The sequence below is a fragment of the Euzebya rosea genome, from assembly GCF_003073135.1.
Taxonomy (GTDB): Bacteria; Actinomycetota; Nitriliruptoria; order Euzebyales; family Euzebyaceae; genus Euzebya; species Euzebya rosea.
In genome coordinates, this window is the sequence record NZ_PGDQ01000003.1 from 150643 (window position 1) to 162911 (window position 12269).

General features: G+C 72.4%; 13 protein-coding genes. 5 read left to right on the forward strand and 8 right to left on the reverse strand.

The window, feature by feature from the left end; translation table 11 throughout:
* Nucleotides 1-7: 7 nt before the first annotated feature.
* Complete coding sequence (locus tag CUC05_RS03675) at nucleotides 8-1060, forward strand: 2OG-Fe(II) oxygenase (RefSeq protein WP_108664723.1); 1053 nt, start codon at nucleotides 8-10, stop codon at nucleotides 1058-1060.
* Between the two features lie 200 nt (nucleotides 1061-1260).
* Here the strand turns inward: CUC05_RS03675 and CUC05_RS03680 are convergent, their stop codons facing one another.
* Complete coding sequence (locus CUC05_RS03680) at nucleotides 1261-1650, reverse strand: hypothetical protein (protein WP_205712112.1); 390 nt, start codon at nucleotides 1648-1650, stop codon at nucleotides 1261-1263.
* Nucleotides 1651-1884: 234 nt separating this feature from the next.
* On the opposite strand from CUC05_RS03680, the gene CUC05_RS03685 reads away from it, so the two are divergent.
* Nucleotides 1885-3291, forward strand: coding sequence for a serine hydrolase domain-containing protein (locus tag CUC05_RS03685; RefSeq protein WP_108664724.1), 1407 nt, complete (start codon nucleotides 1885-1887; stop codon nucleotides 3289-3291).
* A 45-nt stretch (nucleotides 3292-3336) separates the two neighbouring features.
* On the opposite strand, the gene CUC05_RS03690 is transcribed toward CUC05_RS03685, so the two are convergent.
* The gene (locus CUC05_RS03690) at nucleotides 3337-3906 is read right to left on the reverse strand and encodes a hypothetical protein (protein ID WP_108664725.1); all 570 of its coding nucleotides are present in this window, start codon (nucleotides 3904-3906) and stop codon (nucleotides 3337-3339) included.
* A 490-nt stretch (nucleotides 3907-4396) separates the two neighbouring features.
* Here CUC05_RS03690 and CUC05_RS03695 point away from each other — a divergent pair, with 490 nt between their 5' ends.
* A complete protein-coding gene (locus tag CUC05_RS03695; RefSeq protein ID WP_108664987.1) occupies nucleotides 4397-4591 on the forward strand; it encodes a PspC domain-containing protein in 195 nt (64 codons plus the stop codon).
* A 25-nt stretch (nucleotides 4592-4616) separates the two neighbouring features.
* On the opposite strand, the gene CUC05_RS03700 is transcribed toward CUC05_RS03695, so the two are convergent.
* The gene (locus CUC05_RS03700; protein ID WP_108664726.1) at nucleotides 4617-6674 is read right to left on the reverse strand and encodes a M3 family metallopeptidase; all 2058 of its coding nucleotides are present in this window, start codon (nucleotides 6672-6674) and stop codon (nucleotides 4617-4619) included.
* Between the two features lie 114 nt (nucleotides 6675-6788).
* Here CUC05_RS03700 and CUC05_RS03705 point away from each other — a divergent pair, with 114 nt between their 5' ends.
* Together CUC05_RS03705 and CUC05_RS03710 are read left to right on the forward strand one after the other, a co-directional pair.
* Nucleotides 6789-7244: an SRPBCC family protein gene (locus CUC05_RS03705; RefSeq protein WP_108664727.1), complete on the forward strand. Its 456-nt coding sequence runs from the start codon at nucleotides 6789-6791 to the stop codon at nucleotides 7242-7244.
* A gap of 139 nt (nucleotides 7245-7383) precedes the next feature.
* Nucleotides 7384-7638 carry a hypothetical protein gene (locus CUC05_RS03710; protein ID WP_108664728.1) on the forward strand — a complete coding sequence of 85 codons (255 nt, stop codon included), beginning with the start codon at nucleotides 7384-7386 and terminating at the stop codon, nucleotides 7636-7638.
* 118 nt (nucleotides 7639-7756) lie between these two features.
* Here the strand turns inward: CUC05_RS03710 and CUC05_RS03715 are convergent, their stop codons facing one another.
* The 5 genes from CUC05_RS03715 to CUC05_RS03735 form a co-directional block, all read right to left on the reverse strand.
* Nucleotides 7757-8164, reverse strand: coding sequence for a YjbQ family protein (locus CUC05_RS03715; RefSeq protein WP_108664988.1), 408 nt, complete (start codon nucleotides 8162-8164; stop codon nucleotides 7757-7759).
* Nucleotides 8165-8169: 5 nt separating this feature from the next.
* Entirely contained in the window at nucleotides 8170-8640 is a 471-nt protein-coding gene (locus CUC05_RS03720; RefSeq protein WP_108664729.1) for a PPOX class F420-dependent oxidoreductase, read from the reverse strand.
* A gap of 137 nt (nucleotides 8641-8777) precedes the next feature.
* Nucleotides 8778-9719: an ABC transporter permease gene (locus CUC05_RS03725; protein WP_108664730.1), complete on the reverse strand. Its 942-nt coding sequence runs from the start codon at nucleotides 9717-9719 to the stop codon at nucleotides 8778-8780.
* On the reverse strand, nucleotides 9719-10771 hold the full coding sequence (locus CUC05_RS03730) for an ABC transporter permease (protein ID WP_108664731.1): 1053 nt from the start codon (nucleotides 10769-10771) through the stop codon (nucleotides 9719-9721). The genes CUC05_RS03725 and CUC05_RS03730 overlap by 1 nt, the downstream gene beginning before the upstream one ends.
* Nucleotides 10768-12264, reverse strand: coding sequence for an ABC transporter ATP-binding protein (locus CUC05_RS03735; protein ID WP_108664732.1), 1497 nt, complete (start codon nucleotides 12262-12264; stop codon nucleotides 10768-10770). Before CUC05_RS03735 ends, CUC05_RS03730 begins: the two co-directional genes overlap by 4 nt.
* Nucleotides 12265-12269 lie beyond the last annotated feature (5 nt).

The window sequence follows — 12269 nt, forward strand, 5'->3', positions numbered from 1 at the left end:
GCCGAGGATGGTCGACGGATCCCACCACGCCCGCGAGACCCGGCCCGGGCTCCAGCGAGGTGAGCGAGCGCCCGACATGGTGCTGCCCACTCCAGCGGGCACACCGACCCATTACTACGCCCACGCGGGCGGCCGACCGGCCCTGCTGGTCCACACCCGAGACGACGGGTTGTCCGCGGTCCGCGACCTGACGGCGGCCCTCGCCGAGGACCACGAGCGCCTGACCGTCCATGTGATCGGCCCGCAGTCCGTCGCCGACGCCCTCGACGAACCGGGGGACCCCGACGTGCTGGTGGACCGCAACGGCCGCGCCGCCGCCGCCTACCGGACCGACGGGCACACCGTGGCGTTCCTGCTCGCCCCGTCCCTGCGGGTGCTGGAGACCTGGGAGGTCACCGACACGGGAGCGGTGGCAGCCGGCGTGGCCTCTGCGGTCCGGCAGCGGCTGGATGCCCTGGACGCCGCAACGGGCCCGCCGCGGGTCGTGACGATGCAGGCACCCGTGCTCATCGTCCCCGACGTGCTGTCACCCGCGGAGTGCGACGACCTCGTCGCGCTGTGGCACACCGACCACACCGAGACGGGTGTGGAGACCAACGAGGGCAGCACCCGCGGGGAACGGCTGGAAGCCAAGCTCAAGCGGCGCGCCGACCACATCGTGCGCGACCCCGACCGCATGCAGGCGCTCGCCACCACGATCGGTCGGCGGCTGTTCGTGGAGGTCACCCGCTGCTTCAACTACCGACCCAAGCGGTTCGAGGGGTTCAAGATCGGTCGCTACACCGCCGAGGACCGCGGGTTCTTCAGCCTGCACCGTGACAACCTCAGCCCCACGACCGCACATCGCCGGTTCGCGCTGACCCTGAACCTGTCGCAGGACTACGAAGGCGGCGAGCTGCGCTTCCCCGAGTACGGTCCGCACCTGTACCGGCCGCCGCGAGGAGCCGCCCTCGTGTTCAGCGGTTCGCTGCTGCACGAGGTCGCCGACGTCACCGCAGGCGAGCGGTTCGTGTTGCTGTCGTTCCTCTTCGCCGACGAGACGGTCCGCCAGCCCGGCTGACGGTTCGACTGTCGTGTAACTACAGATGTGTAGTACGCTGGTGCCCACAGCCGGATGAGGCCCTCGGGTGATCGCCGGCTAGTCTCAAGCCTCCGAGGTGCGCTGGGGGAGGGGAAGCCTTCAGCCGCCTCGGACAACCTCGACGGCCCGTTCCACTCCGGTGGGGCGGGCCGTCGGCGTGGGGCCGACCCCCCTGGCGCTCAGCGGTCGGCGCCGAAGCCCAGCGCCTCGACCAGGCCGTCGGGGTCGGCCACGGTGACGGTCAGGCCCCGGTGGGCGCGCAGTCCGATGACCCTCGGCACCTTCTCGTGGAACGTCACGCACACCCCGCTCGCCCCGGTCGTGCCCATCGTCAGCCCGCTGTCGGACATCGACAGGCGCAGCCCGACGGCCTTCAGCGGGTTGTAGGGGCCGGTGGACTCCGCCGACGCGATGTTGCCGACCGGGGTCCGCACGGCGAACCGGCCGTAGGTGGCCTCGAACATGCCGTCGTCGGTCAGCGTCACGCCGTCGCGGCCCTGGCGCGCACCGAGGGGCCACCAGATGGGGGCGAGGCGCATGTCGAAGGCGTAGGGAAAGGTCTGGGCCACGGCTCGACCCTACCGGTCCGTTGGTCGTCGCCGACCGGGTTCGGTACCATCGACGGCAGAACTACAGTCGTGTGATTCGACCGGTCCCTGCCAGGCCCGGTCGAGGCGCCGCCAGCCCGAGGTGCGCGTGCGGAGGGGAAGCCGTCCGCCGCCTCGGACCGCTGGACGCGGCGGTCCGCTCCGTACTCCTGAGCGGGCCGCCGTGTCCCGGCTGGCGGTCTAGCATCGCCAGCCATGGGCTCCCATCCGATCACCCGTGCAGCAGTCGACGACGCGATCCGGTACGCGGACCGATGGTTGGCCTTCCGTCAGCGGGCCACACGCGTGCCGGGGGTGCAGGCCGCCGTCTGGTTCGACGGCGCGCTGGTCCTGTCGACCGCGCACGGCCTCGCCGACGAGGGCACGGGGGAGGCGCTGACACCGGCGCACCGGTTCCGGGTCGCCTCCCACTCCAAGACCATGACCGCGACGGTGCTGGCGCAGATGGTGGAGGAGGGGCACCTGCGCCTCGACGACACGGTCGGCGCGCACCTCGACTGGCTGGGCGACAGCGACTCACCGGTCGCCGACCTGACCTTGTTCCAGCTGCTCGCCCACGCGGGTGGCATCCCGCGCGACTCCGCGAGCAGCGCGCACTGGCAGCAGGAGGCGCCCTTCCTGGACGCCGACACGCTGGCGGAGCGGGTGCTCGCCGAGGGGGTCGTCACCGACCCCGACGTGCGCTTCAAGTACTCCAACATCGGCTACTCCCTGCTCGGCCAGGTCATCGAGGCCGTCACCGGCCGCAGCTGGGCGGAGGAGGTGCAGGAACGCATCCTCGATCCCCTCGGGCTGGCCGACACCGGGCCGGACTGGACCCCCGACCTCGACGGTCCGTGGGCCACGGCCCACACGGGGCTCGGGTGGGCCGACCGGCGGGTCCCCGTCGACCAGGTCCCGACCAACGCGATGGCGTCGGCGACCGGCGTTTGGTCGACCGCTGCGGACCTGTGCACCTACATGGCCGCGCACCTGCCGGGCGACGAGCGCCTGCTGACGGATGCGTCCAAGCGGCGCCTCCAGCGGCCGGTGCAGCAGGTCGACGGGGTGCCCGACGGCGGCTACGGCCTGGGATTCATCACCTCGCGCATCGCTGGACGCGACGGGGTCGGCCACAACGGCGGCTGGGCCGGCCACATCACCAGCACGGTCGCCCTGCCCGACGCAGGGCTGGTCGTGTCGGTGCTGACCAACGCCATCGACGGCCCCGCCCCCGAGCTGGTCGAGGGCGTCATCCGCATCATCGACGCCGCCGCGGCGCCCGCTGACGGAACGCTGGACGCCGACGTCCGCGCGGCGGCGCCCGAGGGCCGGTATGCCTGGCTGTGGGGGGTCCGCGACGTGGCCGTGCTGGGGGAGCAGGTGGTCCTGCTGTCCCCGACGGTGCCCAACCCCATGGCCGCGACGGTCCGGCTGGAGCCGGACACCGAGGACCCCGACCGCTGGGTCATGGTCGAGGGGCCCGGCTACGCCTCCGTCGGCGAGGTGGTGACCGTCGAACGCGACGGCGACGGCGAGGTCACCGCCCTGGACATGTCCGGCACGCGGATCGTGCCGATCGACCGAGCCGTCCTGCCCGACAGGGTCACGGCCCCCCAGTGAGGGTTGGCACGGCGACCGGGTACGGACGGCTCCAGCCGGATGGGATCAGCAGAGGGGAAGGCCCACGTTGAACTCGGCGGTGATGGACTCCGTCCCGAGGGTCTCGTTGGCGTCGAAGATCCCCACGTAGCGGGTGACGTCGTCGGCCGGGGCCTCGATCGTGGTGGTCTCCGCGACGATCTCGGCGCCCTCGAACAGGTAGGTCATCGAGGCGTCGTCGACACCCCCCTGGACCAGCACCTGGTCACCGGCGGTGCTGGTCACCAGGACGGCACCGCCGGACTGCTCACAGGCGGTGGCCTCCAGCGGCCCCTCCGACCCGAAGGTGATCAGGGCCTGCGTACCGGTGGCTGCGGCTTCGTCGGGCGTTGCCTCGGTGGCCGTGGGGTTCTGCTCGGTCGGGATGGGCTCGGCCGGCGCCGCCTCTGACGGGGTGATGGCGGGTTCGCTCGGGGCCGGCGCGGCCGTCTCCAGCGGGTCGGCCGGGGTGGTGGCCGTCGCCTCGGTGACGGGTGCCGACGTCGGCGTCGTGTCGGCGTCGTCGCTGGAGCAGGCGGTGGTGGCGATGGCCAGGACGGCCACGAGGGCGAGCAGCTGACGGGGACGGGTGCGCACGGGCGCTCCTTCTCGAGATGGCGGGGACTGCGGGGCTGACATGGCGGGGCTGACATGGCGGGGGTGTCGGTCAGCAAGGGCGACGGGCGGTGCCGGCGCCATGCGCGGATGATGCGCCCATCAGTAGCGCCCTGCGGACCACGACACCCCGGCCGGACGGACACAGCCCATCCGTCCCCCTGCCGAAGCCCCGCCGGGACAGCTGGCTCGGGAGGGGGTCTCCGCACGCGCGTCGCCCCACTCCCACCGCCGGATCTCCGAGACGTTCATCGTGCTCGACGGCACCGTCGGGCTGGACGACGGCCAGCGGCGGGTCACCCGGGGCGCCGGCGACGTGGCCCACGTCACCGACCACGACCAGCTCCCCGTCCAGTGCGCGTGTGTCGGTCGCACGTGCCCGGGTAGTCCTCCTGCGACGGCGCCCGCCACACGACGCCCACCACACGACGCCCATCACACGACGGCGTCCACCACACCACGAGGTTCGACCATGACCACCCACTCCGTCGCCCTGCAGCGCCCCCGTCGGGGGAAGATGATCGCCGGGGTCTGCGCCGCGCTCGCCAACCGGTTCGGCATGTCCGTCGGCACGGTCCGCCTGCTCTTCGTGCTCTTCGGGCTCTTCGGCGCCGGCGAGATCGCCTACCTCGTCCTGTGGGTCATCGTGCCGAAGGCGCCGCGGTAGGCCGTGCCCAGAACGCCCTCGAGGGTCATGCCGTCCCGGTCAGGCCCCGACGCTCCAGCAAGGGGGTGAGGGTCGGCGGGCGTCCGCGGACCGCCTCGAACGCGGCCATCGGGTCCTCCGCCCCACCACGTGCCAGCAGCCGGTCGCGGAACACCTGGCCGTTCTCGCGCCGCAGGCCACCGTTCTCGCCGAACCACTGGACCAGCTCGGCGTCCAGCACCTCCGACCAGATGTAGGAGTAGTACCCGGCGCTGTAGCCGCCCGCGAAGATGTGGGCGAAGTACGTCGTGCGGTAGCGGGGCGGAATCCACGGCAGGTCCAGCCCCAGCTCGGCCAGCGCATCCAGCTCGAACGCCTCGACGTCCTCGGGCGACACCGCACGGCCGGGCGGGATCGTGTGCCACGCCAGGTCCAGCAGCGCCGCCGCGAGGTACTCGCACGTGGCGAAGCCCTCGCCGTAGGTGCCGACCGCCTCCAGCCGGGCCACGACCGCCGGGTCGATCGGCTCGCCGGTCTCGTGGTGACGGGCGTAGCGGGCCAGCATCGCCGGGTCGAAGCCCCACATCTCGTTGACCTGCGAGGGGAACTCCACGAAGTCCCTCGGGACCGATGTGCCCGAGAACCGTGGGTAGGTCACGTCGGAGAACAGCCCGTGCAGCGCATGGCCGAACTCGTGGAACAACGTGCGGACGGCGTCGACGGTCATCAGGGCCGGCCCGTCGCCGGCGGGACGGGGGATGTTGTGGGTCACCGTGACGACCGGCTGCCCGCCCAGCAGTGCCGACTGGTCGGCGAGGGTCGTCATCCATGCGCCGCCGCGCTTGGACGGCCGTGACCACGGGTCGATCAGGCACAGCCCGAGGCCCTCGCCGTCGTGGTCGACCACCTCGAACGCCTGCACGTCGGGGTGGTAGGTGGGCAGGTCCTCGCGTGCGACGAAGGTGATGCCGTACAGGTCGGTCGCCGCGGCGAACACGCCGTCCCGCAGGACCGCGTCGAAGGCGAAGTAGGGGCGCAGCGCCTCCTCCTCCACGCCGTAGCGGTCGGCCCGGACCCGCTCGGCGAGGTACGCCCAGTCCCAGGCCTGCAGGGGCCCCTCCTCACCGTCGGCGAGCAGCAGCGCCTCGAGCTCCGCAGCCTCGACGCGGGCGTTGGCCGTGGCGGGGCCGACCAGCCCACGGAGGGTGTCGATGGCGGTGTCGGCGTCGCCGGCGGTCTGGTCGGCGATGACATGGGCGGCATGGTGGGGTGCCCCGAGCAGGGCGGCGCGTTCGGCCCGAAGGCCCACGATCTGCGCGACGACCGGGCGGGTGTCGTGTGGTCCGCCGAGGCAACGGGTCACCGACGCCTCGTGCAGCCGACGTCGCGTCCGCCGGTCGGTCAGGGAGGACATCGACGGCTGGCCGGACGGCAGGACCAGCGGGATGAGCCACCCTTCCAGGCCCTGCTCCTCCGCGGACGCGGCGGCCGAGGCGAGGGCGTCCTCGGACAGGCCGTCCAGCTCGGCGACGTCGGTGACATGGACGGCGTTGGCCCTTGTGCCGTCGACCAGCAGCCGCTTGAAGCGGGCGCCGGCCTCCGACAGCTGGCGGTTGAGCGCCGACAGCCGGTCGCGGTCCGCGCCGTCCAGCGCCGCACCGGCCCGGACGAAGTCGGTGTGGATGCGTTCGACCAGTCGACGCGTCTCGGGGTCCTCGGCCAGGGTGTCCCGCTGGTCGTGCACCGCGTCGATGCGTTCGAAGATCCGCTGGTCCAGGTAGAGCGCGTCGGTGTGGGCAGCCAGCGTCGGTGCCAGCCACTCGTCGCGATCAGTCACCACGTCGTCGATGCACGAGCTCGACTGCGTCCAGTGGATGGTCAGGGCGCGGTTGAGGAGCTGTCCCGATCGTTCGAGTGCGACGACGGTGTTGTCCACGCTGGCCGGCGCGGGGTCGGTGGCGATGGCGTCCCACTCCTCGCGCTGCGCGACCAGTCCGGCCTCGATCGCCTCCACGATGTGGTCCGGGGTGATCCGGTCCAGCGGGGGCAGGCCGTAGGGCAGCGTGCTGGGGGAGAACAGTGGGTTGTCGTCAGCCGTGGACATCGCGCCATCCTAGGTCGGCCGTACCGGAACGTCGGTCGACCGCCCGCGAGCAACCGCACCGAGGTGACGGACCCGTGTTTGCCTCCCCCCGGGGCCGTGGGTACCGCTTCGGGCATGGAACCAAGCACCACATTCACCGAGTCCGTCACCGTCGACAAGCCGCTGCGCACCGTCTACGACCAGTGGACCCAGTTCGAGGAGTTCCCCCGGTTCATGGAGGGTGTGGAGAAGGTCGTGCAGATCGACGACACCCACCTGCGCTGGACCACCGAGATCGGGCTGGTCGAGCGCGAGTTCGACGCCGTCATCGACGAGCAGATCCCCGACCGGATCATCTCCTGGCGCGCCCAGGGCGAGGTCGAACACGCCGGGAAGGTCACCTTCGAGGCAGTCGACCCGACGACCACCGAGGTCGAGGTCACCATGGCCTGGTCCCCGGAGTCCTTCGCCGAGAAGGTCGCGGACTGGACCAACGCCGCAGAACGCCGTGTTCGTGGGGACCTGAAGCGCTTCGAGGCCTTCCTCGAGGAGCGCGTGGGGGCCACCGGAGCACACCGAGAGGCCCACTGACTACCGCAGTAGTTGGCCGTCCGGGCACCTGATCCAACGGCCAACCACAGCCCCGTTTGGGGACTAGTGACGTGGCAACAGTGGAAGCCGCACGCCGTTCCAGTCGACGGTGTGTTCCCGAACCCCAAGGAGAACCATCATGCGCTCCCGTCTTCTGACCGTCTTCCTGTCCGGCCTTCTCGCATTCGGCCTGGTCGCTTGCGACGACACCGGTGACGGTGTCGAGCAGGACGTCCAGGACATCGAGCAGGGTGCCGACCAGCAGCTCGACGAGGCCGACCAGGCCATCGACGACGCCGCTGACGAGCTGGACGACGTCGAGGCCGACGTCGAGGCCGAGATCGACACCGACGGTGACGCCGCGGCCGACCCGGCCGTCGAGCCCACCGAGTAACCCACAGACCTGAACGGGCGGTCCATCCGCCTGCTGTACGACACGCCCCCGGCTTCGGCCGGGGGCGTCGTCGTGTCCGCTTGTCGGGTCGCGCCGCTGGAGTTGCGGACCGTCGGGGTCAGGCCCCCACGAGGAACGACAGGCGCAGCGTGCGCCGAGGGTTGTCGACGTTGGTGTCGACGATCACGACGGACTGCCAGGTGCCCAGGGCGATGTCACCGTCGTCGACCGGGAGGACCAGCGAGGGCGACACGAACGCCGGCAGCACGTGGTCGGCGCCGTGTCCGGGCGAGCCGTGGCTGTGCTGCCAGCGGTCGTCGCGGGGGAGCAGCCCGTCCAGCGCCGTGACGAGGTCGGGTTCGGACCCCGCCCCGGTCTCCAGCAGCGCCAGGCCGCAGGTGGCATGGGGCAGGAAGGCGTGCAGCAGGCCGCTGCGTCCCACGTTCGATGCGAAGGCACGGACCTCCGCGGTCACATCGGTGACCGGATCGGCGCCGGTCTGCAGGTGGAGGGTTCGCGTCAGCATGTCGTTCACGCCTCCCCGTCGGGGGCGAACTCGGGCGGCAGGCCACCGGTGGCGATCGGCCCCCAGTCGTCGATGGTGACGGCGATGGCCACCTTCCGGCGGTCACGCATCGCCTGCCGGTACTCGTCCCAGTCGGGGTGGTCACCCGCCGCCGCGCGGTAGTAGTCGACCAGCGCCTCGACGCCGTCCTCGCCGTCCAGCACCGCCGCGGTGCCGTAGAGCTGGACCCACGGGCCGTTGAAGTCCTCGGACTGCACCATCACCGCACAGCCGGGCGTGCGCCGCAGGTTCGCGACCTTCGCCCGGGTCGGGTAGCTGCTGATCAGCAGCCGTTCGTCGCTTCCGACGGCCCCGGTGACCGGCGAGGCCTGGGGTCGGCCGTCGGCCCGGCTGGTCACGAGGACGAGGTTGCGACGCGGCCGGACGAAGTCCAGCAGCGCGTTTCGGTCGACACGGGTCTCCTGGGCGATCTCCATGCGCCCAGCCTCTCGTGTCCGTCCGCACGCCGCCCCCGTCACGGCCCGTTGCCCCCGACGGAATCGCCTCGGCCCGGGGATGGGGGCCGGATGGGGGCCGGCGGCCCGGGGTCGGTCGGGCTGGAGCCGGGGGCGGGCTACTCGGGCTGGAAGGCGGTGCCGAGGGCGGCCGGGGGGTCGTTGCGCAGGATCCAGCGCAGGCCCGGACGGCGGTCGGTCAGCGTCCGGAACGTCGAGTGGTTGACCACCACGAGGGTGAGGATCATCAGCGGGAACGGGATGATCGGCAGGATCTGCGAGACGCCGGGGAACACCGGCTGCAGCTGCAGCGCCAGGACCTGGAGGGCGCCGAACAGGTAGCAGCCCAGCGCCGCCCGCACGGGGTCCCAGCCGCCGAAGATGACGATGGCGAGGGCGATCCAGCCGAAGTTCGTGGTCGACCCCTCCGACCAGCCGAGCTTGACGTCCAGCGAGAACGCCGCGCCCGCGACCCCGACGAGCGCGCCGCCCGCCAGGGTGTAGGCCATGCGCAGGCGGTTGACGGGGATGCCGCGCACCCACGCGGCCGCGGGGTGTTCCCCGACGGCCTGCAGCTCCAGCCCGAAGCGGGTCCGGTACAGCCAGAACCACGCGAGGCCGGCCACAAGCATCGAGGCGTACACCGAGGCGTTGTGGTCGAACAGGACCTCTCCCAGGAAGGGGATGTCGGACAGCACCGGGATCGGCCACGCCGGGACCGACTCGCCGGGCACGCGGACGAACGGGCCGCCGAGGAACGACGACAGCTCGGCGCACAGCAGGGTGAGGACGAAGCCGACGGCGATCTGGTTGAGGCCGAGGCGGATCGAGCTGACGGCGACGATGCCGGCCACGACCGCACCGACAGCGGCGGCGGCCAGGAATCCGACCACGACGCTGCCGCTGGTGGACGCGGCGGCGAAGCCGGTGAGGGCGGCCAGCAGGATCGACCCGTCCAGCGACAGGTTGACCACGCCGGCACGTTCGGTCAGGGTCTCTCCGACGCTGGCGAAGACCAGCGGCGCGGCGGCCGCGACGATGGCGGCGAGGGTGGCCTCCACTACTCGGTCACCTTCCTGAGGGGGTCGACGACCGAGGGTCGCCGGCGCAGCCCGCCGACTCCACGGGCGATCAGGACGAGCAGGACGAGGGTGGCCGTGAACACGCCGGCCAGCGCCGAGTCGAGGTCCAGGCGCAGCTCGAGCTGGCTGGCACCCACGCCGACGGCGGCGAAGAAGACGGCCAGCGCTGCGGCCGGCACGACCCGGTAGGTGGTCAGCAGGACCAGCAGGATGCCGACGAAGCCGTAGCCGCCGGAGATCGCCGGGACGAGCTTGTGGTGGACCGCGCCGACCTGCAGGGCACCGGCCAGCCCGGCCAGCCCGCCACCGATGGCGAAGGCGGCGAGGGTGGTCCGCTGCACGGCGACGCCCAGCCGTTCGGCTGCCGCGGGGTTGGCGCCGACGGCGCGCAGGCGCAGCCCGAAGCGGGTGCCGCGCAGCAGCAGCCACACCCCGACCACGCCGAGCAGGGCCAGTCCGAGGGCGACGGGGGCCAGCCGCAGGCCCGCCAGCGTGGGGAACCACGCCTCCTCCCGGAACAGGTCGGTGCCGGACGTCGACGCCACACCGCTTCGTGACCAGGGGCCGATGATCAGGTAGATCGCCAGTCCCGTCGCGGCGAAGTTCAGCCCGACGCCCGCGAAGATCTCGTTGACGCGGCCGCGGACCTTCAGCACGCCGGTCAGCAGCCCCCAGGCCATGCCGGCGGCGACGCCGGCCAGGACGGCGGCGGTCAGGACGACGACGGCCGGTCCCGGGACGATCCGTGACGCCCACGCGGCCCCGATGCCACCGGCGATGATCTGGCCCTCCACGCCGATGTTCCACAGTCCTGCGGTGAACGTCACCGACAGGGACGCGGCGGCCAGCGCGAGGGGGACCCAGACGACGAAGGTGTCGGCCAGCTTGGTCGTCGACCCGAGGGAGCCGCTGACCAGCAGCGACAGGGCCTCGCCCGGCGGTGCGTCGGCAAGCACCATCAGGCCGACCAGCGCCAGCAGCGCGACGGCGACGGGCGCGATCCAGGTGGTGAGGACCCTCGACGCGTTCACGTTCGACCGCCGATGAGGTGTCCGAGGGTGTCGGGGTCGGCGTCGGCCGCGTCGAGGCTGGCGATGATCCGGCCGGCGAAGCAGACCAGGATGCGGTCGGCACGGCGGCGCAGCTCGTCGAGATCGGAGGAGGAGAAGACGATGCCCGCGCCGGCGTCGGCCCGTGCGGTCAGCAGGTCCCAGACCCACTCGGCGCTGGCGACGTCGAGGCCGCGGGTGGGGTGCTCCATCAGCAGCACGTCGACGTCGTCGCCGACCAGCGACAGCAGCAGCCGTTGCTGGTTGCCGCCCGACAGCTGCTCCGGGGTCGACGTCGGTGTGGCCTTGATGCGGTAGGTCTCGATGGCCCGTTCGGCGACGGCAACGGCCGCGGCGTCGTCGCGCCAGAACCGACGCCATCCCGACCTGACGGGGACGGCGCCGGCGAGGTCGGCGTGCTCGGCCACGGTCAGCCCGGGGACCAGCCCCTCGGCCAGGCGGTCGGCGGGCAGGAACTCCAGGCCCATCGCCCGCCGCCGGCGGGGGGACGTTCCGGTGACGTCCACGAGGTGATCACCCTCGCGCCCGGCGTCGGCCAGCTCGATCGTGCCGGCGTCGGCGGACAGGACCCCGGCTGCCAGCCGCAGCAGGCTGCGCTGCCCCGATCCCTCCATGCCGGCGAGGCCCACGACCTCCCCGGCGTGCACGACGAGGTCGGCGTCGGCCACGACGGTGGACCCGTCGACGGCGCCGACACCGGACAGGCGCAGCAGCGGGGCACCGACGGCGGCGGCCTCGCGTTCGCCGAGCTCGGGGCTGGTGCCGAACATCAGCTCGACCAGCTCGGCGTCGGAGACGGGCAGGTCACGTTCGCCGACCACCCGGCCGGCACGCATCACGGTGACGCGGTGGCACAGCTCGGCCAGCTCCTCCAGCTTGTGGGTGACGTAGACGACGCTGAGCCCCTCGTCGTCGGCCAGCCGCCGCAGCGCGGCGAACAGCAGCTCCCGCTGGTCCGCGGAGATCGCCGTCGTCGGCTCGTCGAGGATCAGCACACGGGCGCCGGCGTCCAGCAGCCGCGCCATCTCCAGCTGCTGGCGTTCGCCCACGGTCAACGTCCGGGCCACGGCGTCCGGCGGCAGCTCGAAGCCGAGCCGGTCGCAGGTCGCCGTCAGCCGCCGACGTCCCTCCACCCGCGAGAGGTGCCCGTGGCTTCCCAGCAGGAAGTTCTCCAGCACCGTCATGGGACCGAGGACCATCGGATCCTGGTGCAGCAGGCCGATGCCGGCTGCCAGCCCGTCGCGGGGACCGGCCATGTCCAGGTCGACCCCGTCGAGGCGGATCCGGCCGGCGTCGGCCCGGCGGGCACCGGACACGATGCCGACGATCGTGGACTTGCCGGCGCCGTTCTCGCCGACAAGCCCGTGCAACGCGCCCGGCTGCACGGTGAAGGCCACACCGTCGTTGGCCTTCACCGCGCCGTAGCGTTTGTGGACGTCGATGACCTCCAGCACGTGGG